22 protein-coding genes are annotated in these 22,548 nt (G+C 40.4%); 4 read left to right on the forward strand and 18 right to left on the reverse strand.

Annotated elements, in window-relative coordinates:
• Positions 1–14: 14 nt before the first annotated feature.
• The 10 genes from SRRS_RS16090 to msrB all read right to left on the reverse strand — a co-directional run bounded on the left by SRRS_RS16090 (position 15) and on the right by msrB (position 7,593).
• Positions 15–827 carry a methyl-accepting chemotaxis protein gene (locus SRRS_RS16090; RefSeq protein ID WP_371361938.1) on the reverse strand — a complete coding sequence of 271 codons (813 nt, stop codon included), beginning with the start codon at positions 825–827 and terminating at the stop codon, positions 15–17.
• Between the two features lie 229 nt (positions 828–1,056).
• Entirely contained in the window at positions 1,057–1,605 is a 549-nt protein-coding gene (locus SRRS_RS16095) for a DUF2284 domain-containing protein (protein ID WP_371361940.1), read from the reverse strand.
• A gap of 220 nt (positions 1,606–1,825) precedes the next feature.
• On the reverse strand, positions 1,826–2,557 hold the full coding sequence (locus tag SRRS_RS16100; RefSeq protein WP_371361942.1) for a DUF1638 domain-containing protein: 732 nt from the start codon (positions 2,555–2,557) through the stop codon (positions 1,826–1,828).
• A gap of 13 nt (positions 2,558–2,570) precedes the next feature.
• On the reverse strand, positions 2,571–3,227 hold the full coding sequence (locus SRRS_RS16105) for a B12-binding domain-containing protein (RefSeq protein WP_371361944.1): 657 nt from the start codon (positions 3,225–3,227) through the stop codon (positions 2,571–2,573).
• Between the two features lie 5 nt (positions 3,228–3,232).
• Positions 3,233–3,961 carry a GntR family transcriptional regulator gene (locus tag SRRS_RS16110; protein WP_371361946.1) on the reverse strand — a complete coding sequence of 243 codons (729 nt, stop codon included), beginning with the start codon at positions 3,959–3,961 and terminating at the stop codon, positions 3,233–3,235.
• A gap of 264 nt (positions 3,962–4,225) precedes the next feature.
• The gene (locus SRRS_RS16115) at positions 4,226–4,882 is read right to left on the reverse strand and encodes a DUF1638 domain-containing protein (RefSeq protein WP_371361948.1); all 657 of its coding nucleotides are present in this window, start codon (positions 4,880–4,882) and stop codon (positions 4,226–4,228) included.
• Between the two features lie 277 nt (positions 4,883–5,159).
• On the reverse strand, positions 5,160–5,852 hold the full coding sequence (locus SRRS_RS16120; RefSeq protein WP_371361950.1) for a hypothetical protein: 693 nt from the start codon (positions 5,850–5,852) through the stop codon (positions 5,160–5,162).
• Positions 5,853–6,094: 242 nt separating this feature from the next.
• Entirely contained in the window at positions 6,095–6,655 is a 561-nt protein-coding gene (locus SRRS_RS16125) for a GNAT family N-acetyltransferase (protein ID WP_371361952.1), read from the reverse strand.
• 230 nt (positions 6,656–6,885) lie between these two features.
• The gene (locus SRRS_RS16130) at positions 6,886–7,107 is read right to left on the reverse strand and encodes a hypothetical protein (RefSeq protein WP_371361954.1); all 222 of its coding nucleotides are present in this window, start codon (positions 7,105–7,107) and stop codon (positions 6,886–6,888) included.
• A gap of 42 nt (positions 7,108–7,149) precedes the next feature.
• Positions 7,150–7,593 carry a peptide-methionine (R)-S-oxide reductase MsrB gene (gene msrB, locus SRRS_RS16135; RefSeq protein WP_371361955.1) on the reverse strand — a complete coding sequence of 148 codons (444 nt, stop codon included), beginning with the start codon at positions 7,591–7,593 and terminating at the stop codon, positions 7,150–7,152.
• A gap of 557 nt (positions 7,594–8,150) precedes the next feature.
• Here msrB and SRRS_RS16140 point away from each other — a divergent pair.
• The gene (locus tag SRRS_RS16140; protein ID WP_371361957.1) at positions 8,151–8,855 is read left to right on the forward strand and encodes a polysaccharide deacetylase family protein; all 705 of its coding nucleotides are present in this window, start codon (positions 8,151–8,153) and stop codon (positions 8,853–8,855) included.
• Between the two features lie 120 nt (positions 8,856–8,975).
• On the opposite strand, the gene SRRS_RS16145 is transcribed toward SRRS_RS16140, so the two are convergent.
• Complete coding sequence (locus SRRS_RS16145; RefSeq protein WP_371361958.1) at positions 8,976–9,701, reverse strand: polysaccharide deacetylase family protein; 726 nt, start codon at positions 9,699–9,701, stop codon at positions 8,976–8,978.
• A 344-nt stretch (positions 9,702–10,045) separates the two neighbouring features.
• On the opposite strand from SRRS_RS16145, the gene SRRS_RS16150 reads away from it, so the two are divergent.
• Entirely contained in the window at positions 10,046–11,788 is a 1,743-nt protein-coding gene (locus SRRS_RS16150) for an ABC transporter ATP-binding protein (RefSeq protein WP_371361959.1), read from the forward strand.
• A 65-nt stretch (positions 11,789–11,853) separates the two neighbouring features.
• Here SRRS_RS16150 and codY read toward each other — a convergent pair whose 3' ends face one another.
• Positions 11,854–12,630: a GTP-sensing pleiotropic transcriptional regulator CodY gene (gene codY / locus SRRS_RS16155; protein WP_371361960.1), complete on the reverse strand. Its 777-nt coding sequence runs from the start codon at positions 12,628–12,630 to the stop codon at positions 11,854–11,856.
• Positions 12,631–13,593: 963 nt separating this feature from the next.
• On the opposite strand from codY, the gene SRRS_RS16160 reads away from it, so the two are divergent.
• Positions 13,594–14,205: a hypothetical protein gene (locus SRRS_RS16160; RefSeq protein ID WP_371361961.1), complete on the forward strand. Its 612-nt coding sequence runs from the start codon at positions 13,594–13,596 to the stop codon at positions 14,203–14,205.
• A 441-nt stretch (positions 14,206–14,646) separates the two neighbouring features.
• On the forward strand, positions 14,647–15,201 hold the full coding sequence (locus SRRS_RS16165) for a C40 family peptidase (protein ID WP_371361963.1): 555 nt from the start codon (positions 14,647–14,649) through the stop codon (positions 15,199–15,201).
• A 128-nt stretch (positions 15,202–15,329) separates the two neighbouring features.
• Here the strand turns inward: SRRS_RS16165 and SRRS_RS16170 are convergent, their stop codons facing one another.
• The 6 genes from SRRS_RS16170 to SRRS_RS16195 all read right to left on the reverse strand — a co-directional run bounded on the left by SRRS_RS16170 (position 15,330) and on the right by SRRS_RS16195 (position 22,199).
• Positions 15,330–16,523 carry a pyridoxal phosphate-dependent aminotransferase gene (locus SRRS_RS16170; protein WP_371361964.1) on the reverse strand — a complete coding sequence of 398 codons (1,194 nt, stop codon included), beginning with the start codon at positions 16,521–16,523 and terminating at the stop codon, positions 15,330–15,332.
• 151 nt (positions 16,524–16,674) lie between these two features.
• Entirely contained in the window at positions 16,675–17,655 is a 981-nt protein-coding gene (locus tag SRRS_RS16175) for an ABC transporter ATP-binding protein (RefSeq protein WP_371361966.1), read from the reverse strand.
• Positions 17,652–18,665: an ABC transporter ATP-binding protein gene (locus SRRS_RS16180; protein ID WP_371361968.1), complete on the reverse strand. Its 1,014-nt coding sequence runs from the start codon at positions 18,663–18,665 to the stop codon at positions 17,652–17,654. The genes SRRS_RS16175 and SRRS_RS16180 overlap by 4 nt, the downstream gene beginning before the upstream one ends.
• 13 nt (positions 18,666–18,678) lie before the next feature.
• Positions 18,679–19,593 (reverse strand): ABC transporter permease, encoded by a 915-nt coding sequence (locus tag SRRS_RS16185; RefSeq protein ID WP_371361970.1) that lies wholly within the window; start codon positions 19,591–19,593, stop codon positions 18,679–18,681.
• A gap of 2 nt (positions 19,594–19,595) precedes the next feature.
• The gene (locus tag SRRS_RS16190; RefSeq protein WP_371361971.1) at positions 19,596–20,528 is read right to left on the reverse strand and encodes an ABC transporter permease; all 933 of its coding nucleotides are present in this window, start codon (positions 20,526–20,528) and stop codon (positions 19,596–19,598) included.
• Between the two features lie 60 nt (positions 20,529–20,588).
• Positions 20,589–22,199 carry a peptide ABC transporter substrate-binding protein gene (locus tag SRRS_RS16195; RefSeq protein WP_371361973.1) on the reverse strand — a complete coding sequence of 537 codons (1,611 nt, stop codon included), beginning with the start codon at positions 22,197–22,199 and terminating at the stop codon, positions 20,589–20,591.
• Positions 22,200–22,548 lie beyond the last annotated feature (349 nt).

Here is a 22,548-nt window from a genome sequence, read left to right on the forward strand (position 1 = left end):
AAAATAATAATTAATCACACAGAGTCTGCAACCTCCTGGATATCAGCCGCAGTTGCGGCTAGTTGCTGAATTGATGCTGAAATCTCACCTGTCGAAGTAGCCTGAGCATTTCCTAATTCTGCTGTTTTCACTAATACATCTACTACTTTTTTAGTATCCTGCTGTATGGTCTTAAGAATAGTCTCGATATCCTTAACCGAATTACCACTATTAATAGCCATTTTCCGGATTTCCTCCGCTACAACTGCAAATCCACGCCCATGTTCTCCCGCTCTGGCAGCCTCAATCGCGGCATTGAGCCCTAGTAAATTCGAATTAGCTGCCACGTCGCTAACAAAGCGTAAAATATCAGTGGTTTTTTTTATGTCATTCAAAACTTTTTCTCCATCATGGAGAACCTGTGCTAAGTCACCGGAAAGGTTACTGGCTGATATGTTAAGAGTTTCAACCGTTGCGCTCAACTCTTGGGAGGTTGCTGCTATATTCTGTGCGGCATTCTGTAAAACTTCATGAGTTTGCATACTGACCGCAGCACCAACAATACCAATGAATTCTTGATTTTCGTCAAATACAGGCCTTACAATAGCTTTACAGGGAATACCGTATACGTGCGTAGGTATTGAAGTTACCACTTTCTTCTTAGTTCTGATGCATTCCAACATAGCTCCGCCTTTAGCAATCTCCCCAATTTTTACCTCTGCGTGAAATGTGTCTGCTGGCGAATAGTGAAGAATCTTTCCCTCTGTATCACATACCATTACCGAGCAGTCAAATACATTCAGTTCGCGAAAAACAGAAGCAGTTTTGCTAACATCTTCTAACCGCATGCTCGTCACTCCTTTGCTTTCGAAAAATAATACATTAAGTTCAAGCATGTTTGCTGCCTTGTACAACTTAAATGATTTATGCAAATTTTATACCAACATCTAATGACACTGAAATCACAGCATACACGTTTTACTCTCATCATAGAAATCCTATTTTATGTACCTGTAGCGAAACATGTTGTAATCATAACAATGGATAATGTACCCTTCAGAGTACTATGCGACTGTATCAATTGAATAATATAAGACCAACATAAGAAACTGTATTTTTTCCATTGTAGTAGGGGATTCCACACGTTTTTTCCAGGTTAATTACATCAATACCAAAAGCTTCTACTGATGGAAATGCTTCTTCGGGAAACCGGCATTTTTCATTATCCAAATAGGCACAGCGTTCACAAAGTTCACAGGCTCCCGCATTCAGCGGCAGTATGTCTGTCATTTTATACTTATCTTTAATATTGGCCAGTAATTCTCTAAATACTTTGTCATGAGCTTTTTTAGCCGCCATCATACCTTTCCAGTCAAATGAACTGGCCATTTGATGCACTGTTTGAATCAAAAGTCCATAGTGGTAACGGCACGCTTTAGCTTTACTCTCGGCAAAAGAACCCACCCCCGGCGGACACATCCAATTGGTAGCATATTTTCTGCAAACATTCTGTTCGCATGCTTTTCTAAAATCTTCTACAAAATTAATTTTGTCTACTTCGATAATAGCCGCATGATTTGCTCTTGCAGCAATTGCTTCATTTACCAGTTTATTAAGACTCTTCATTTGTGGTTGTTCCCCCTAAAATCCTTACTATCGCAAAGATGTTAATAGGCAAATCATAGGAGCAAACAGCAAAACATCTTTTTTTAAGACACGATTTGTATATACATCTATATATAGACTAGCTAAAATTTACTAACTTGTCAATATTTTTTTATTTTTCTTATAATTATTCCTGCTGTACTAAAACAAAAACAACGCCCTGAACCCCATTAGAGAGATTCTAGGCGTTGTTTTTGCTCAAGCTCAAATTATTCATAGACGTTCCTTGGCTAATTTGAGTCTGAGCCGCATCACTTCCACCACAAATATCACTTATTGTAACCGCTCTTCCCGGTTCAAGCACCAGGAATTCCTCATCCCACTCTCCACGTAACAATTTATAGAATAACCTCAATGACCCTGACGTAACATCATGATACAGATTGAGTCTCGCCGCAATATCCTTCGTATAGGTAAGTACGCTCTCCAACGGATAAGCACCCGTATCAATCAGCATAAAGCGTTTATAATGTCCCAACATAATTTTCATTATTTTTGAGGTTCTATTCTGTCCATAGCGTTTAATACAACGCTCGTATTCTTTAAGCAAGTTGTTCTCGTAATCCAACCAGCCTTTGGTCAAAAAATACGTCCCCATCTCTTTCGATATATTCTTTCTGGTTTCACACGAACCTAAGAGCAAAGGAATGCAATCATCGACTTTAGGCAGCACTAATTTTGCCTTATTTGATTTAATACCCAGCAGGCTATTTCCACAATAACCAAATAGCAGCAATATTGTGTCAACATTATCAATCCGATTGATCTCTTCTTGAATTTTTTTATGTAATAATTCAGGTGTGTTATGTAAACCTGACTCAACATATATTATAGGAAAATCCCTCTTGGTTTCCTGTACTGCTAATGTCAGTTCTGCTCGGAGTGTCTGGCACGCCAATATTGCCGTCCCCATCTGTCCACTTCCTTTATAACGATTGAGCCATTTTCTTTTTAGTCACAAGAATACTCCGGCAAAGTTCAGTTACCTTGGTACAATCGGTAGCCCAATAATCGGCTCCGGTATACTTTCTTACACTTTCATTGACCAAGCCGCCGATAATTACCGTTGTTTGAGAACGCAATCCAGATTCTTCCACCATCTGTATTGTGTTTTTCATGGAATCAAATGCCTCAGTAATCAATCCGGTCAAACAAACAATCCGACTATTATGCAGTTTAAGAGCTTCGACAAATTTCTCTCCAGGAACGTTAACACCTAAATCGCAGATATCAAATCCGTTATAGCGCATAATGCCTGTTGTGATATTTTTGCCAATATCATGAATATCCTCTGCCACTGTACCAAATACGACCGTAGGATACGAAGTGATAGCTCTAACTACCCTGTCTTGATTTACCAAAGCAAGCACATCTTTAAAGATTTCAGACGCCATAATCAGGTCTGACAAAAAATATTCACCTTTACTGTAAAGCTCACCTACACGGTCGGTCCCCAACCTGATTTCTTCCAATAAAACATAGGGATTAATTCCCATCTCAAGACCTTGTTTAACGAGATTCATCACCGTAACATCGTCCAGTCTAGCCATGGCACAAACCAGCATTTTCTGGATTTTCAGCATCAATCTCACAACCTTCCTGAAATTGGATAAGAGGTCGCCTTCAATTCAAATCTATCTTTATGACAAACCATGACAGATACTCCCAGTGGTTTATCTTCTTTAGCGAAAATTACTTGTTTCACTACCAATGCCGGAAGCCCTTCGTTTGCTTCTAACAATTCAGCTTGTTCTGTTGATAAAGCCGACACAGATATTACCACATCATTGCGTACAGGTACACTGTCTTGATGCTTTGCAACCAATTCTGGTAAATCGGCATATTCCAGCATCGTTTCCAACAAAGGCTTACCTTTTTGATAGCGAAGAAATTTTTCTTCTATAGCGATCGGTAAATTTTTTCTAAACAATAACCGTTTAAGTGTAATGATGTTGGTTTCACCGATAAAACCCAATTCTGTGGCTAAATCCGATTTATTTCGAATTAAATTAACATTAATAAGTTTGTAACATAATTGTTCATTGTCAGCACCGTTATTTTTCAGATCAATAACCAACTGATTTAAACGAGGGCGAGTAACAAAGCTTCCTTTGCCTTTGACTGTTTCAATTAAACCAGCCTCAGCCAACAAACTAATTCCCTGCCGAACAGTCATACGGCTAACCCCGTACTGCTCACCGAGCTGCGTCTCGGTCGGAATCAAATCTCCATCTTTTAACACGCCAGCTTCAATTTGTTGTTTTATGTCCTCTGCCAAACGATAATAAACCGGTATTAAGGTTTCGCGACTTCTCATTATACCCTCTCACTTTTCACCCATTCTATCTATACATCTATACGTAGTTTATACTGATCAATTACTTTTGTCAATTATTTCAAATGACTCAACTTTCAAAGCACCGAAATCGCCTCAAAGCGAGCATGTCGTAACGATCAAAGTAATATCATCATTTTTCTTAAAAAACGAAAAAAACCTCTACTGTCTGCTATAGTGAGTATGCAAAAATACTATCAGATGAGGTGCCTTTCCTATGACAAATTCTCAACAATTACATGAAATTCAGGACATATTTAAGGTAATTTCTTGTCCTTTTTCAAGCACCAGGAACTCCTCGTCCCACTGCGCTTTGAGAAGCTTGGTAATTATTCGTATCGAGCCGTCAGTAACTTCATGCTGCAATCCTAGCTCGTTAGCGAAGTTCTGTGTTCGTGGCGTAATACTATCAATAGGATAGGCTCCCGTATCTATAATCATTAGTCGTTTATAACTTGCAAGCATAGTCTGCATAACCTTGAAGGCTCTGGCGTGCCCGTAACGTTTGCAACAGTAATCATATTCATTCAACAAATTTTTTTCACCTTCAAGCCAACCTTTGGTAAGAAAATAGGTACCCATTTCTTGAGAAATCCATTTCTTTCTTTCACAGGATCCTAGTAATAGCGGAATACAATCCTCCACTTTAGGAATAACTAGCTTAGCTCTATCAGATTTAATTCCGAGCAAACCATGACCACAATACCCAAATAGCAGCAAAATAACGCTAACATTATCTAAAACAAGTCGGTCAATTTCTTGTTGTATTCTTTCTCTTAGACAATCAGGGTTATTGTGCAGTCCAGATTCGATATAAAAAACAGGGTAATCCGACTTAGTATTTTTAATCGCTAATTCTAGTTCCCCCTTGAGAGTCTGACACGCCAATATCGCTGTACTCATTTGTCTACCTCCGCCAATTAGCTACGAGAAACAAGATCATAATAATACATCGTTGTAAACACAATTTTAGAAGATTCATCCTCTGAAAAAATTTAATTTATACTTATCCTGTAAAATCAGGTGTATCTTATCATTCAAACATAATTTTGTCAATTAAGAAAATTTCATAATTTCAAACGCGATAGGGTCAGATTTTAACATACCTATCTATTTGAAACAATCACAAATAAAACCACCGTACGCTATCCAAGTACAGTCTTCGGCATAGTATGTACGATTAACTGAGAAAATTTTTAAAAGAATTCGACTTAATATTTGATTCTAATAAGCTGGTTTCACATGCTTTCGTATTTTTAAAACCATTCACTACTAAAATACTAACCATGCACCAATAAACTATCAATTCAGACCATTCTTCAAGCAGCTGCGAATAAGGCTTAAGGACACTAATCAGACTTTTCTCGAAAACAAACTGCGCGGCTATTGTAAAAAGAACGAATAATATCCCGTCAATAGCTGGTATACGCCATAACTGTTTGATCTTAGACCAACTAAAATTGTACCATAGGCCACATAGTGTACTAATAGTAATGATGGTATTGACTGGATAAACATATCGTCCGTACCAGATTCTATGAATTGCAGGGAATATCGGACCATCCGGTCCAACAGAGACCGGATAAAAGAAGACTCGACCCCAGCTCAGCTCACGCCCAACAAGCATCAACCAGACAGGGATTGTCCATAACCATAACTTACAGATTTGACTATCATCACGATTGTGGCGAGCCGCCAGCCAGGACAATACTGCCCCGGCGATAAGGATAATCACTTGAGTATTTTCGATCGGCCCGTTTTCCCATCCCCACCATTCCGGTAGGAAAAATCCTAAAGGAAGCAGCATTACTGCCAATAGTAAAGATACCCGGGTAGAAGGAAATATTCTCCACGTAAATAGTTGCGACAACATAAACTCACGACCTTTTACAAAGATGGGAATCGAATTATTACCACTTCAACGACTGACCAGTCAGTCATATTATACAAAATATGGCTTATAATATCAATCCAACTTGTGTACTCAATGTATTATGCGAGCGCCTACTGTAATTAAATTATTTAGATTTATTGGCATATTAAATTCTGCACATGACCGAATTTATTGTGGCGATGTCATACAAAAGCTCCCCGCCACTGGGGAGCTTTTGTGTATTACTTTTGAAGATCTCGTAATTTATTATACTCCTCTTTTAGAATACCCATAAAAATGACATCTGTATAATGACCGTTAATGTAAAAAGCTTGCCGGGAACGTCCTTCCTCTACAAAACCACACTTCAAATAGCACTTGTACGCTCGTTTATTATAATCGCGCAAAGATAACTCCAATTTATTCAAATTTAATCTATCGAATACAAAACTCTCCAGCAGTTTTATGGCTTCGGCTCCAAGCCCTTTCCCTAACAGATGCTTTTTACCGATAACGATACCCATTGTGGCAATGCGGTTTTTCCAATCAAGTTTAATAATATCTATCTGTCCAATATATTCTTCTGTCTGTATATCAGCAATAACAAAATGCTTTTGAGTTTCTGATGTTCCTTCAAGAACCATTTGTAAGAATCTTTCAGTTTCATTCAACGAATGAGCATGTAAGAATATATCTGATAAGTTATCAACAATTTCCGGATCGTTAACCCAGGCGCGCAAGCAAGGCAAATCCTCTATTTTATATTCCCGCAGCATTATATTTGAACCGAATATTCTTGGCATAAAAAGCACCCACTTCCTACCTGTTATTTGGAAAATAATAACTATAATTATTATATCACTCCAACATTAGTACTTCAAACAAGTTCTGCTTCCTTCCCCCTACAAATGAGTATGACGAAAATTAAAAGTGTACTCAAGTTATCATGGTTTCAGTTCACGATACATTGAGGACACTTTTTGATTGATTAACGGCTTAGGCAGTTTTCTGGCGATGTGGCTGGTCTGAACTGTTATACGGTTTTTCTAATATCATCAATTATTTCCAGTATTTCTTTCTCATTATCCTTTGAGGCAAAAATAACTCCCCAGCCATAGTTTCTTTGAAATAAGCCATCATACGCACTATCATAGAAGGACTTTAGGAAGTAGTTAAGCTGACGCTCTTCTAAAATCGATTGGAGAATCTGAGCCTCAAATTCATCTTCTATTGTCGCTATCCGTACATATTCCATCAAAACTCCTCACAATCAATATTGTTTGGGTTAATTAGAAAATTACTTGTTAAATAATATCAGAAACTCTCCATAGCCTTCCCTCTCCAGTTCTTCTTTCGGAATAAATCGCAGCGCGGCAGAATTGATACAATATCGTAGTCCTCCGGGTTGTGGACCATCAGGAAATACATGTCCCAAATGTGAGTCTGCATTTTTACTGCGCACTTCCGTACGAGTCATCCCATGGCTTGTATCAGCATTTTCCTGGATCTTCTCTTTGGCTAGTGGTTTTGTAAAACTCGGCCACCCACAGCCGGAATTATATTTGTCCAATGAACTAAATAAGGGTTCTCCTGAAACGATATCAACATATATCCCCTCATGCTTATTGTCCCAATACTCGTTTTGAAACGGCATTTCCGTCGCATTCTCTTGAGTCACGGCAAATTGAAGCGTATTCAGACGCTTTTTCAACTCTTCTTTACGGTATTCCTTCTTTTCCATGCAATCCCTCTTTTCATATAAATCTTCTTGACCACAGGTTTCGCCTGGGGGTGCAGAGTCCTATTTACAAAAGCCCGCGAAGCCTTTGAAGCTCACATGCCTTGAATGTACAAAAGCGATGCCGGTTAAAGCTGGCAGCCCCTCTACCCATTACATACATACATCTTTATAAAATATTTTTAATGCGTAATATAAATCTTATTCAATGAATTGTATCCTGAATATATTGATACTACTAATAATAGATATTTCATTTAGACCATCTCCTTTTTATGAGTTAGAATAGTTCTCTGACTCATATTCTTACATTCCTTGTAAAAGCATATTACTTCCCTAAAAACAACGAAAGCACCTGCCAAATTAATACAAATTTGGCAGGTGTTTTTGTTGCTGACGGCCATCCCTGCAAAAACACTTAAGCAGGATGAGTCAGAGAACCGTCACTGGTCTGCCGTCCCCATTTGTCCCTTTCTATGTCCTTTAAGGAAATGTGCATATCTTACATTCGCAGAACATATAGAATACAAAAATTGGTTGTGGGTTCGCGAGGAGTAAATATGGGTCAGTCAAATCCATTCAAAAAGCTGTATTTGTATGTAATCTGCATAGCGGTTCTGCTAGCGGTAAAAGATGAAAATTTTTTAATAGACGTTTCACCGGTTATCGATTATGTTCCAACAAATGAAAAAGTTGTAGCCCTTACCTTCGATGATGGCCCCCTAAATTCAACTACACCTGAAATTTTAAATATTTTAAAGGAAAAGAATGTCAAGGCAACTTTCTTTGTTGTGGGAGAACGAGCCAAAAAGTTTCCTGCGCTTATCGAACAGGAGGTTAAAGATGGACATGAAATAGGAAACCATACATATAGTCACCCTTGGCTTACTACGCTAAAAGAAAATCGAATAACGGAAGAGATTGAAAAAACAGAGGATGCCCTTTTTGAAATTGCCCCTAAACCCTCTCTTTTCCGTCCTCCTGGCGGAAAATATAATAAAAGAACGTTAGCTTTAGCCCGCTCTAAAGGATACTCAATTATCTTATGGTCTATAGATACCGAAGATTGGCGCTCGCCTCCTGTTGGGAAGGTAGTCGATTCTGTTATGAGAAATATAAAACCAGGTAGCATAATCTTATTACATGATGGTAAATACCCGTCGCCGACGATAGAATCCCTAACGTTTATTATTGATAATCTTAAATCCCGCGGATATCAATTTGTTACTGTAAGTGAGTTACTGCAATACTATGAAGATCAGTAAGAACTTGTTATAGTATCTTATTTTTCTTTGGTACTTCTTCTCCATTCATTACGTAAGCTAGTCCAATTATCAGGCGTAAAAGAAGCTCTCGGATTTCTTCCGAAAGCATTTATTTTTTTCTTACATAGTATCAGTTAAAGAAGTAATGGCAGCTTGAATTTCGTAATACTTTAATAATTCGCTAACTGTAACAAACTCGTAGCCCTGTTCTTTGAGACGGTCAATAATAATACTAACTGCTTCAGGGGTAGGTGAAGGGTATTTCAGATCGTGTAACAAAATAATGCTTCCCGGTTTAATTTTACTCATAACTACATCCACAATTTTTTTTGCAGATGGCTTGCTCCAATCGTGAGGATCAACTGACCACAAAATCATAGTATACCCTTTATCTTTTACTACACTTAGCACTGATTTATTGTACGATCCACCTGGTGGACGAAATAAAGTTGGTTTGACTGTTGCCTTCGCAATTAGCTTCTCCGATTTTTCGATTTCCATTTTTACGTCGTCTTTGCTTATTTTAGAGAGTATCCTATGGTCGTAACTATGAATTCCAACTTCGTGCCCCTCTTCGATCTCTTGGGCCAGTACTCCGGGAAGCAGTTCAACATTCTGACCAAGAACAAAAAAAGTTGCTTTCACTTTCTTTTCATCAAGAATCGCCAAAATCTCTTCTGTCGTTTTCAGGCTGGGACCGTCATCAAAAGTCAACGCCACTACCTTTTTGGTAGTGGGCACTTTCGTTACGATTCGCGAGTATTCTAATTCTTCTTTTATCTCCCCTGTAGCAAATAATAATGTAGTAATAACTAAAGAACACAGTGTCAGTTTAAATAACTTCATAAGTATCCCTTCTTTGTGTTTTTTAATTACTACGTGTTAAAGGTGTTAAATATGCCACAAAGAGATATTACAAAGATCGTTCAACTGTGACAAAAAAAGGAACGTCAAACTCCTGCCAGATTAATCCATCAACTGGACAGAAGTTTTTCTAATCAAAGCTGACTTAACGGCCTAGAACGAATAACCTAAAATTAGCAGGAATTATATAAAGTTTTGAGGAAAATAACATAATAATCTTATCTTACAAATATCGACAAGAAAAGTTAGACAACCCAAAATTAAAAGGACATTTTTACTTTTACATTAATGTTAAATCGCACTTGCGATTAGAAAGTGGTTAATTGATGACACTATACCTACGCTTGCTAAAATTTGTAAAACCGTATATGCCTCGGCTGGTTCTTGCTCTACTATGTACAAGTTTTTCCGCTGGAGTAACTTTATATATTCCCAGAATTATCGGCAACTTAACTGATAATGTACTGGTTAATAAAGACCTTGGCGCCCTCAATTCAATTGCCATAACAATCGTTGTTATCATGGTGGCGCAAGGCATATTTATCTATGCACAAACTTATTTTATGGCCTATGTTGCCCAAAGGGTTGTTGTTGATATTCGCAGGACAATCTATAAACATTTGCAGCGGCTTTCATTAGCATTTTTTAAATCTCAGCAAACCGGAGTCATCATGAGCTACATCACTAATGATGTTAACGCCCTGCAAAACGCCCTGGTTGATAACGTTGTTGAATTCGTCACTCAATCTGTTATATTAATTGGTTCAATCGCGTTTATGTTTTATATTGATTGGAAACTATCCCTACTTACCTTTGCAAGCTTTCCCTTTATTCTTCAAGCCATCAATATTGCCGGCAGAAAACTTCGTGTCAAAAGTAAAACATTGCAGGAGCGCACCGCAGATATTACAGCATTTCTACAGGAATCGCTGGTATCGATAAAAGTAATCCAGTCATTCGTTCGGGAAAAATACGAATTAAACCGTTTTGACCAGGAGAATGAACAGAACTTTCGTGCCCAAATGAAAACGGTTCAAGTATCATCCGTTATCACGCCGATAATAAATATCCTTGCTTCGCTTGGGGTTACAGCAATAATTTGGTACGGTGGCATCCAAGTAATAAACGGGGTCATAACATCCGGATGGCTTATTGCTTTTATCACCTACGCAACGAACCTATCAAACCCAATAAAACGGCTTAGTAACGTTTACGGAAATATTCAACGAGCTTTGGCTGCAGCTCAGAGAATTTTTGACATAATTGATACCAATCCGGACATTCAAAACGTTCCTGGCGCCATTAATTTGCCGCCAATCAATGGATATGTTGAGTTTCATAATGTCTCGTTCGAATATAAACCCGGTGAAATAATTTTATCCAATCTGTCTTTTGCTATTAAACCAGGTCAAATGGTCGCCCTGGTTGGCCAGAGCGGCTCCGGCAAATCAACAATCGCTAACCTGTTACCACGTTTTTATGATCCTATCTCCGGACATATCACGATTGACGGGATCAACATCAAAGAAGTAACCCTTGAGTCCCTGCGTACTCAGATTGGCATCGTACCGCAAGAAACCACATTATTTAATGGAAGTATCTATCAAAATATATTATATGGGAATTTAAGCGCGTCAGAGGAAGATGTAATTGCCGCCGCCAAAGCTGCTAATGCCCATAAATTTATCAGTGAAATGCCCAATGGCTATCAAACTCAGATTGGCGAATGCGGCTCTCAGTTGTCTGGCGGGCAAAGACAACGAATTGCCATTGCCCGAGCCATACTTAAAAATCCGCGCATTCTCATTTTGGATGAAGCAACCTCAGCGCTTGACAATGAAAGTGAAAAACTTGTCCAGGAAGCCCTTGAAAAACTTATGATCGGACGGACTTCTTTCGTCATAGCTCACCGCCTGTCAACTATACAGCAAGCCGATTTAATCCTAGTAATGGAAAAGGGTCAAATCGTTGAATATGGCACCCATCAAGAATTACTGAATGCGAGCGGACCTTATAGTAAACTGCATCAACACCGGGATAACGATAAGCCATCTACCAGAGCGTTCTAGTAGATGGCTTATATAAAAACCGCCTACAGCTCCTTGGTGATAAGGATGCTTTAGGCGGTTTCTGTTTAGTGCGCCTGTTTTTTAAACGCTTCAAGCAGATGATCATTGAGAATTCTTATATATGTACCTTTCATGCCTAGCGACTTCGATTCAATTACGCCTGCACTCTCAAGTTTTCTCAACGCATTGACAATAACCGACCTGGTTATGCCAACACTGTCAGCAATTTTGCTGGCCACAATCAAATTCTCATCTCCATCAAGTTCACTTAGGATATTCATTATCGCGTCACTCTCGGAATAGGAAAGCGTACTTAAAGCGACCTGTACGGTAGTCTTCTTGCGAGTATCTTCCTCCAGTTTATCTATACTGTCTCGGAGCATATCCATTCCTAGCATTGTGGCACCATATTCAGCTAACACTAGATCATCTTCTGTAAACTCCGTATGGAACTTGGCAATTACTAAAGACCCCAGTCGTTTACCAACTCCGACCACAGGAACTACAAGGCTGTATTTTTCTCCAACAGAGCATTTCATCTCCTCACTAAACACACAGCACTTATTACTGAGACGAATATTGCAAGTAGTCTCACGTACACTCCTCAATACTTTCATATACTCTTCCGGAAACCGGCCTTGTTCTAAAACCTCGTCCAGTACAATGCCGCATTCGAATCCTTCACACAGAGCATATCCCAGAATTACGCCATCCTTGTCGATTAGATAAGCATTAGCGGTTATGCACTCGCTGAGAAGCTTAACAACCTTATTATAATCTACCTTTTCAGTTTTTTGTAATAATTGGTTAATTTCCCGTGTTTGTTTCAATAGTGATGTCATACAACAATCACACCTCCAGTTTATGAGTTTTACATCTGATCCTACATCCTTAAAAGTTTCCTACATAAATTATGAGTTGGTTCCTATTGCAACCCGCTCATGCTTTCCTTTGAATATTTGTTAAATCTACCGTATCACACGCCTTCCCTAGCTTACCTATTTAAATAAAAATTAAACCAAGCCGGTACTTGATCTATCCATTCTGCAATGACACCTGCAAATAACCTCGCGGTCGTATCTTAAGTTTTACTTGTAACCCTTTTTGTAGACGATTGCCACTTTAATACGATACCCCTGTAGGGTATGATTTAAGTATACGTAAAAGTTTAGCCATAGTCAATATAATTAATTAACTATTCAGATAAGACGCCGTTCACTCGCACCTTTATCGCCTACAGATTTTGGGGTTCTTTTGGCTGCTCACTCATCTATAGTCGTATCATTCAAAACATTTTTTTCAACACTCCCGTCCCCTGACAGGAAACCTATATACTACATTCTCTTTATATTTAGATTTCTCCTTTATGTTTTTGGTTGCCTAGGGGGCGAGATTGTCAAGATTTCACTTTAATTCCTTCACGAAATTAAAAGGCTTTAACCTTGAATCAACAAGGTTAAAGCCTTTTTTTACAGGGCTATGTTTTTATATTCTCTTAAGTAATCAGCGTAATACACCGTTAATTTACAAAAATTATCAATATGCAACATGATAAATCGACACATTTTTATGTAATTTTACCATATAATTTTCTTATACGATAATATTCGATATAAGTTATATTTCTATTAATTTTTAGCTTTTTTACAGCAAAGAACACAGCATTGTATTGGACATGCTGTGTTTTTATTTTATAACTCAAAAGGAGGCTGGTTGGCATTATAACGCAGTAGATTGGATGGCTAAAAACAGAAATAATAGTTTTGCATCAAAGAAAAGTAGACAAGTTGAAAGGAATGATCTTTGTGAGTAAAAAGTTCCAATTAACAACTGTGGCAGTTATTATTTTTTCATTACTACTAACCCCAATTGCCCTAGCTGCAGAAAGCGCTAAAACTGATGCAGCTCCTGTGATATCCAGTGTAGTTCCCGGAAATGTCTATATTCCGAAGGGGACAATACTCCATGCCGAATTAATGACCGGAGTAAATTCCGGAAAAAATAATCTTGGCGACAAAGCTATGTTTAAAGTTACAGAAAATTTGGTGGTCAATAGCGTTGTTGTAATCCCAAAAGGTACAACAGGCGAAGCAATTGTAACGAAAGTAAAACGTGCAGGCTCTTGGGGAAAAGGCGGTGGAATTGAGCTTGAAGCAAACCGTATAAAGACGCTGAATAATATTGAAGTCCCTCTTACTTTAGATACAAAAAAATACGGCGGTGGTCATGGTATGGTTGTTCCCTGGCTAGCGATAGGTATATTTTCCGGATTTCTCAGAGGAAAGAATCAAGATATTCCTGTAGGTACTAAGTTTACTGTCGCAGTAGATGCCGACGTTGACCTTGGCGCAACATCTGAGACGCTTGCCGAGTCAATGAAGAATACAGTTGTTGTTACCACTACAACAGAAGGATAAATTTAAAGTAGCCCCAAGTCGGGGCTATTATTTTACTCTTTATACCAAACATTGTGCTAAATAAAGCCAAATATAAACCTGTCCCGATACCATAATCTAAACAGGAAAACCAGTTAGTTAACCGCTCTACCTTCAGGGTTGAGCGGCTTTTTTTTGGTGCGCCCTCTGCCTGGGCGCTTGCTTGTCCTTTAACCTAAGCCACTCAAAACTTATTATCTTAGGATATTCCAAAAATAGCAAAAAGTCACTAAGAAGCATATTTATAATTAGAGTTAATTAACATAATATTTTTTCTTCGATTTTAGTCCAATTTACTATACTTCCACTGACATATAGATATGGAATTGTTTTGAAGGCTGTACTTTCTTCAAAAATGAAAGAGGGGGATACAATATACGAAAAGTGCAAATATATAAGGTCGTCGCCTTAGCGGTATTACTCATGCTTAACTTAACTGCCAACTGCGCCGCGTTTGGAAAGACCGATGATAGCTATAGTTCGAATCTGCTTCAGCAAGACAAAGTAGCTATTGCAATGCCTGAGCCGCTAGAAGCGGAAACAAATGCGGATGAAAAGCAAAGGAAAGAGCCGGTACAGGATTCGGCCAAGCAAAAAGACGACAATAGAGACTTAGGCAATGCAATTGCCGCTACTGCCAAAAAGTATGTTGGTGTACCTTATGTTTGGGGTGGAACTACTCCTGACGGTTTTGACTGTTCGGGATACACTATGTATGTTTTTGCCAAGCATGGTATTGACTTGCCGCGCACGGCCGACATTCAGTTTGAAGTAGGCTATCCAATTGGAAAAAACGAGCTGTACCCTGGCGATTTAGTCTTTTTTGAAACTTATGCACCTGGGGCTTCGCATGTTGGTATTTATATTGGAGAAGGGGAATTTCTTCATACAAGCGTGAGCAAAGGAGCTATAGCTGTTGCGCGACTTGATAGCTCTTACTTTGTTGAGCGGTATATTGGCTCACGGCGTTACTATTAATCTTACTATTCCCACTCAGTCCTATTATGGCTGAGTGGTTTTTGTAATTTAAGTGAGTGTGATACTTCTAAAAAAAATCACCTGAACCGAAGTCCAGGCGAACATAAATCAAGCATATAAATTATTCGTTAAAATCCATACTCTTTTGCTAATTTTTCAAACAGAGGCAGAGCACGCTGAACTGTTTCGGTTTGTACACAGTATGATATGCGCATATGACCCGGCGCGCCGAACCCAGTACCAGGCACAAGCAATAGATCATACTTTTTGGCGCGTTCACAAAATGCATAATCATTCTCTTCTAGCGTTTTCGGGAACAGATAAAATGCGCCTTCCGGTTTTACACAGTGGTACCCCATAGAAGTTAAAGCTTCAAACAAAATATTTCGATTTTTTTCGTAAATAGAGATATCTGCTATATCTGCTACGCAACGAGTAATAACGTGCTGAAATAGTGATGGCGCGCAGACATACCCCAGCACACGTCCAGCGCCGCAGACAGCAGCATATACGTCTTCAAAATTGTCTACTGTGTTAGGTACTAAAACATAGCCAATACGTTCTCCAGGAAGAGACAAAGATTTAGAATAAGAATAACAAACCAACGTATTCTTATAGCTCGGTGCAATAAAGGGAACCTTTATTCCATCGTAAATAATTTCACGGTAAGGTTCATCAGAAATTAAATAAATTGGATGACCATATTCCTCTGACTTGGTGCTAAGAAGTGCGGCCAGACGATTAATGGTCTCATTCGAATAAACTACGCCTGAAGGATTGTTAGGAGAATTAATTATTACCCCTTTCGTATGAGGGTTTAATTTTTTCTCAAATTCATCGAAATTAATCTGAAAATCCTGTACCTGAGCGGGGATCACTACAAACTTAGCACCAGCTCCATGCTCAATAAATACCTGATATTCCGGAAAAAACGGTGCAAAAACAATAAACTCATCCTGAGGCGAAGCTGTTAATGCCTTTAAGCAGACCGAAAGAGATGCAGCTGCACCAACGGTAAGATAAAGATTTTTCGCTGAATAATCGGTTCCAAAGCGGACGTTTAAAGACTCCGCAACTGCGATACGGCAGTCTTCACTCCCCTGTGCCGAAGTATAGCCATGAATGGATGATGGATGCTTAGTATTAATTATGTCGCGAATTGCCTCTTGTACTGAATCTGGTGCAGGCACATTGGGATTGCCGATTGAAAAGTCGAAGATGTTTTCTCGTCCTACAATCTTTGCACGCTGATTACCAAATTCAAAGATTTCGCGAATAGTCGAGCGCTTCTTGCCAAGCGCCAAAACATTTTGATTTAACATAAAAGTATACCTCCTCAAACCTCACATTACATGTGCGCGAAAATCTACGGCTCGTATTACCGTGAACCCTTTGAGATGAGGGATAAGTTGCTTATAACAAAGTCTAAAAGGGTATTTTATATTTTCCATACTTTTCTGGAAAATCCTTCTTTTAGTTCTTTTTCACTAAATGACAGGCAACATAATGCTCGTTTTGCGACACAAAGACCGGTATTTCTTCCGCACATCTTGCCACGCTATACCGGCAGCGGGTGCGAAACTTGCAGCCGCTTGGCGGATTGATCGGGCTGGGAACATCGCCTTTAAGAATGATACGTTTACGCTCCAGTTCCACAACCGGATCCGGAATAGGAATAGCTGACAGCAGTGCCTGAGTATAGGGGTGCTGCGGATTTTTATAGAGTTCTTCGCAGTCGGCAAGCTCTACCAAAGAACCAAGATACATAACGGCAACCCGTCGGCTGATATGCTTAACCATTGACAAGTCGTGTGCAATAAAGAGATAGGTTAAACCAAATTGCGCCTGCAGTTCCTGCAGTAAATTTACTACTTGCGCCTGGATAGATACATCCAGCGCGGAAATAGGCTCGTCACAGACGATGAATTCCGGATCAACGGCCAGCGCGCGGGCGATACCAATACGCTGCCGTTGGCCACCGCTGAATTCATGAGGAAAACGGCTGGCGTGCTCAGGATTAAGACCAACCTTCTTAAGCAAATAATAGATCCGGCTGGTTCTTTCCTGTTTTGCAGCCAAACCGTGAATATCAATCGGCTCACCAATAATATCACCGACAGTCATACGTGGGTTAAGGGACGCATATGGGTCCTGGAATATCATCTGTATTTTTCGTCGCATGGCTAAGGAGTTACTCCCACCCAGAGCAGCATGCACATTTTCACCGTTGAATAATACCTGACCGGCGGTAGGAGAATATAGACCGACGGCGGTGCGGCCAATCGTTGATTTACCGCAGCCGGTCTCACCAACCAGCCCTAGCGTTTCCCCTTTTTCCACTTGAAAAGATACATTCTCAACAGCTTTTACATAGGACTCGGCTTTGCCAAACAGCGATCGCTTGGCAACAAAATATTTTGTAAGGTTTTGTATATCCATTAACACGTCGCTCATGCCGGCTCACACTCCTTAAATAGGGTTGCAGGAGCATACGGTGAGTTTTCATCTACCAACCAGCAGCGGCAGGTATGCCCTTCCTCTACCGTAGCCAGCTCTGGCGGTTGCTTGCAAATTTCCATGGCAACGCGGCAACGCGGCATAAAAGTGCAGCCAGGAGGAGGTGACAGTAGATCCGGCGGCTGACCTGCTATAGATTCCAGACTGCCTTTTTTCATATCAAGGCGAGGTACCGAGCGAAGCAAGCTCCAGGTGTAAGGATGCTGCGGCTTGGCGTAGAGTTCTTTGAGCGGCGCCATTTCCACAGCTTTGCCAGCGTACATAACCATCACCCGGTGGCAAATACTTGCAACGACACCAAGGTCATGTGTTATGAGAATAATGGATGTAGCCAACTGCTGGTTAAGATTTTTCATCAAGTCAATGATTTGGGCTTGGATGGTAACATCAAGAGCCGTGGTAGGTTCGTCCGCAATAAGAATTTTAGGATTACAGGCAAGAGCCATGGCAATCATGACCCGTTGCCGCATACCGCCGCTCATCTGGTGCGGATACTGCAAAACACGGGATTCTGGCGCTGGAATGCCCACTAGTCGCAGCATATCTACAGCTTTTTCCAATGCCTGTTTTTTAGATAGGCCTTGATGAAGCATGAAGGTTTCAGAGAGTTGAAGCCCGACAGTCAAGACAGGGTTCAGCGAGGTCATCGGATCCTGAAATATCATACTGATATCATTGCCACGTATCGATCGCAGCTCTTTCTCGCTCATCTTTATAAGGTCTTTTCCCTCAAACATAATTCGTCCGCTGGGTATTTGACCAGGCGGTGAAGGAATGAGACCCATAATGGCGCTGGTTGTAACACTTTTGCCGCATCCTGACTCACCAACGATGCCAAGCACCTCACCTTTTCCCAGACTGAAGCTTACGTCATTAACCGCCTGCACTTTTCCAGCATAGGTATTAAAAATAACTTTTAAATTTTCAACAGATAGAACTGGTTGCACCGCTTATGCCTCCTTACTTGCGCATGCGCGGGTCAAGCGCATCACGTAATCCATCCCCCAAAAAGTTGAAGGACAACATGGTAATACTAATTGCTACAGCTGGACAAAAAAGTTGAAAAGGGTAAGAACGCAAACTGGTAACACCCTCGGAGGCAAGAACGCCCCAACTGGCCATCGGCGCCGCTACACCCAAGCCGATGAAGCTTAAAAAGGCTTCCGTAAATATGGCTTCCGGAATAGCAAGAGTCGCCGTAACTATAATCGGCCCCATGCTGTTGGGAATGAGGTGTCGTAAGATAATACGCCAGGGCTTGGCACCAATCAGCCTTGCAGCTAAAATATATTCCAGTTGTTTAAGTGACAATATTTGGCCGCGAACAATCCGAGCCATCTTTAACCAGTAGACAAGACCAAGAGCGATAAAGATATTCGTGAGGCCTGGTTCTAATACAACCATAAGTAAAATAACATAGAGAAGTAGCGGAATGCCCCATAAAATATCAATAACCCGCATCATAATACTGTCAACCCGACCGCCAAAGAAGCCGGAAATGCCGCCATATACCACACCAATGGTAAAGTTTAGCAGGCTGGCAACAATCCCTATGGAAAGTGAAATGCGGGCACCGTATAGTATACGGGTAAACATATCACGACCAAGGTTGTCGGTACCTAACCAATGCTCGGCAGAAGGTGGTTGGTTTGCCCATTCTAATTTTTGATCGGAGTAATTGTATTTTGTAAAAAACGGCCCAAATATTGCTGTGATAGTAATGATACAAACCATGACTAAGCCGGCCATGGCCATTTTATTTTTCTTCAACCGGCGCCAGGCATCTTGCCAATAGGTAGTGCTGGGACGGGCGATATCATAGGATGTGTCATGAATAAAATCAATGCGTTTGAATAATTCTGGATTGGGCGCCATGCTCAGTTCTCCTCCTTGTTGTCTAGTTTAATTCTTGGATCAAGCAACATATAAGCAAGATCTACCAAAAAATTGAGAAAAACTAGCAGGGTACTGTAAAATACGGTTATCCCCAGAATTACCGTATAGTCACGATTATAAATACTGGTTACAAAGTGTCGTCCCAGTCCTGGTACTGCAAAGATGGTTTCGATAACAAAGCTTCCAGTAAATATCATTGCAATTTGCGGCCCAAGGTACGTAACTACTGGAATAAGAGCATTTTTAAGACCATGGCGATAAACGACCAAAAACTCAGTAAGCCCCTTGGCACGCGCTGTGCGAATAAAGTCTTGTCCCATAACTTCCAACATGGTAGAACGTACTAACCGGGCAATAAAAGCAGTGGATAAGCCGGCCAGTGAACAGGCCGGAAGAATCATGTACTCCACCCCTTCCCACATTGCCGCAGGAAGAAGCTCAAGTTTTAATGCAAACACATAAATAAATAGCGTAGCTAATATAAAGTTTGGCACTGAGATACCAATGGTGGCCAGAAACATAGTAGCATAATCCGGCCATCGATTCTGGTAAAGAGCGGCGATAATTCCTGCCGGAATTCCTATGCTTAAGGCAATTAGCACCGTTATCCCGCCCAACTGAGCCGAAACCGGAAAGCCCTCAGCGATAATATCGTTGACTGTACGATTTTCATACTTGAAGGATGGTCCTAGATCACCTTTACCAATATTACCAAGATAATCAATATATTGTTTCCATAGGGGATCATTCAGATGGTAACGTTCGTTAATATTTCGCATTACTGCATCCGGCAAAGCGCGTTCTGCGGTAAACGGACCGCCAGGAATTGAGTGCATAAGAATAAAAGTTGCAGTTATAATTACCAACAAAACGACCAGCATCGACACAAATCGGTTTAAAGTATACTGCAGCAAAAATAATCACTCCTTGATTTAAGAGGGGGTACGCCATCAGCGCCCCCCCCTCTTCTGGCATTACTCGACGTAGGCTTCTTTTAAGTAAGTGAGACCGGTAATAGAACGAACATAGCCTTTAACGTTTTGCTTTACGACCGCAGGTCTGGTGTAATAATAGATCGGCGCAAGAGCCGCATCCTCCATCAGCATTTTCTCTGCATCGTGCATAGCCTTCATCCGTACCGTTTGATCGCCAGTGGATTGAGCAAGTTTAACCAGTTGGTCATACTCGGGATTTTTATATTGAATATTATTGTTACCGCTGCCAATAATAAACAAGTCGCTGAATGTCATAGCATCCGGGTAATCGCCAATCCAGCCATGGCGGGCGATTTGGTAATTACCTTGAGAACGGTTGTTAATGAATACTTTCCATTCCTGGTTGGTAAGAGCAACGTTAATCCCCAGGTTTTTCTTCCACATTTCCTGAATGGCTTCGGCGATCGCCTTATGGCGGTCGTCGGTGTTATAAGTCAAAGTCAGGTCAGGGAAGCCCTTACCGTCAGGATAACCAGCCTCAGCCAACAGTTTCTTGGCTTCTGCCACATCGTATTTTACAAGGTCGCCGCCGACCTTACGGAAATCTTCACCAGCTGTGGCATCAGGAAGTCCGGGTGGTATCCAGGCAGCAGCAGCAACTTCCTCGGTTTTAGTAACATTTTTTACAATGGCTTCCCGGTCAATCGCCAGGGACAATGCTTTTCTTACTTTAGCATTATTAGTAGGGGCAACACTGTTGTTAAACGCATAATAGTAAGTTCCCAGGTAGGGGAATACTTGTAATTTATTCTCTTTAGCAAGGCGCGGAACTTCTGAAGTAGGAGGAGCTGGGGTGTCAATGAAGTCAAGCTGCCCATTTTCAAACATGGATAGTGCTGTGGTAGCGTTATCAGTCAGGATTAGATCTACCTTATCTGTTTTTACTTTGGCAATATCCCAGTAATGTTCATTCTTTACTAATTCCAACTTGGATTGATGTACCCAGTTGCTAACTTTGAACGGGCCGTTGCCAATAATGGTTTTGGGATCGGCAGCCCATTTTTCATTCGTGGAAACTATTTTTTTATTAACAGGGTAGTAAGTGTGAAAAGTTGTTAAAGCCAGGAAATATGCAGTAGGGGCTTCCAATGTTACCTCAAGAGTTTTGTCATCAAGGGCTTTTACCCCAACTTGATCGGCAGTCGCTTTTCCTTTATTGTAAGCTTCGCCGTTTTTGAGATAATATAACTGAAGAGCATATTTGCTTGCGAATTCAGGCCGCAGCACTTCTTTCCAGGCATACTCAAAATCGTGAGCAGTTACAGGATCTCCATTGGACCATTTTGCATTTTGACGAATATAGAATTTGTAGTTCAGTCCATCAGGGGAAATTTCCCAGCGCTCTGCCGTTGCTGGAATAGGGGTTTCTTTACTGTCCAGCGCAGCCAACCCTTCATAGAGTTGAGCTTGTGCAGTAGACTCAGGGACACCGGTAGACTTGCGGGGATCCAAGGTCTCAGGTTCTGCACCAATACTAAACCGTAGAGACTTGGTGGCTGTGTTGCTAGTGGTACCACTACCACAACCAACCAGGAGTGATGCGAACAACATTGTTACTAGCATCACTGAACAAAGTTTTTTCCAGGACATAAATCACCCTCCTTAAATTTGTTATCTATACTAAATGAGCAAATTTATTGGATTTTTTTACCTAGAAGGGTCGAATTTATCCCTATCCGCTGTAAAGTTTTGATTGTGAAAGTATCTCTCCAGCATATTTTTGTAACCCTACTTGTCACGCTTTCAAACGCTAATCAATATTTACTTCCATTATATTCCATCATTGTCGTTATATACCATCAGCGCCAACAAAAACAGTCTATTCTGAAAAAAGTACAAAGTACAATCAATTTACATAAATCTTGTTGTTCCCTGACAATAGATGGTGACTATTACTATAAGCAAGTAAAAAACAAAAGCGAGTCTTACAAACTGCACT

Source organism: Sporomusa rhizae (assembly GCF_041428845.1).
Lineage (GTDB): Bacteria > Bacillota > Negativicutes > Sporomusales > Sporomusaceae > Sporomusa > Sporomusa rhizae.

What these genes read in the sequence shown, in the direction of transcription:
- msrB (WP_371361955.1), bottom strand. Translation starts at nt 7,593, where the DNA reads ATGGAAAAGAAGGAATACCGTAAAGAAGAGTTGAAAAAGCGTCTGAAT.
- SRRS_RS16175 (WP_371361966.1), bottom strand. Translation starts at nt 17,655, where the DNA reads ATGAGCGACGTGTTAATGGATATACAAAACCTTACAAAATATTTTGTT.
- SRRS_RS16195 (WP_371361973.1), bottom strand. Translation starts at nt 22,199, where the DNA reads ATGTCCTGGAAAAAACTTTGTTCAGTGATGCTAGTAACAATGTTGTTC.
- SRRS_RS16115 (WP_371361948.1), bottom strand. Translation starts at nt 4,882, where the DNA reads ATGAGTACAGCGATATTGGCGTGTCAGACTCTCAAGGGGGAACTAGAA.
- codY (WP_371361960.1), bottom strand. Translation starts at nt 12,630, where the DNA reads ATGACATCACTATTGAAACAAACACGGGAAATTAACCAATTATTACAA.
- SRRS_RS16120 (WP_371361950.1), bottom strand. Translation starts at nt 5,852, where the DNA reads ATGTTGTCGCAACTATTTACGTGGAGAATATTTCCTTCTACCCGGGTA.
- SRRS_RS16140 (WP_371361957.1), top strand. Translation starts at nt 8,151, where the DNA reads ATGGGTCAGTCAAATCCATTCAAAAAGCTGTATTTGTATGTAATCTGC.
- SRRS_RS16150 (WP_371361959.1), top strand. Translation starts at nt 10,046, where the DNA reads ATGACACTATACCTACGCTTGCTAAAATTTGTAAAACCGTATATGCCT.
- SRRS_RS16100 (WP_371361942.1), bottom strand. Translation starts at nt 2,557, where the DNA reads ATGGGGACGGCAATATTGGCGTGCCAGACACTCCGAGCAGAACTGACA.
- SRRS_RS16165 (WP_371361963.1), top strand. Translation starts at nt 14,647, where the DNA reads ATGCTTAACTTAACTGCCAACTGCGCCGCGTTTGGAAAGACCGATGAT.
- SRRS_RS16130 (WP_371361954.1), bottom strand. Translation starts at nt 7,107, where the DNA reads ATGGAATATGTACGGATAGCGACAATAGAAGATGAATTTGAGGCTCAG.
- SRRS_RS16095 (WP_371361940.1), bottom strand. Translation starts at nt 1,605, where the DNA reads ATGAAGAGTCTTAATAAACTGGTAAATGAAGCAATTGCTGCAAGAGCA.
- SRRS_RS16170 (WP_371361964.1), bottom strand. Translation starts at nt 16,523, where the DNA reads ATGTTAAATCAAAATGTTTTGGCGCTTGGCAAGAAGCGCTCGACTATT.
- SRRS_RS16145 (WP_371361958.1), bottom strand. Translation starts at nt 9,701, where the DNA reads ATGAAGTTATTTAAACTGACACTGTGTTCTTTAGTTATTACTACATTA.
- SRRS_RS16110 (WP_371361946.1), bottom strand. Translation starts at nt 3,961, where the DNA reads ATGAGAAGTCGCGAAACCTTAATACCGGTTTATTATCGTTTGGCAGAG.
- SRRS_RS16090 (WP_371361938.1), bottom strand. Translation starts at nt 827, where the DNA reads ATGCGGTTAGAAGATGTTAGCAAAACTGCTTCTGTTTTTCGCGAACTG.
- SRRS_RS16185 (WP_371361970.1), bottom strand. Translation starts at nt 19,593, where the DNA reads ATGGCGCCCAATCCAGAATTATTCAAACGCATTGATTTTATTCATGAC.
- SRRS_RS16125 (WP_371361952.1), bottom strand. Translation starts at nt 6,655, where the DNA reads ATGCCAAGAATATTCGGTTCAAATATAATGCTGCGGGAATATAAAATA.
- SRRS_RS16105 (WP_371361944.1), bottom strand. Translation starts at nt 3,227, where the DNA reads ATGCTGAAAATCCAGAAAATGCTGGTTTGTGCCATGGCTAGACTGGAC.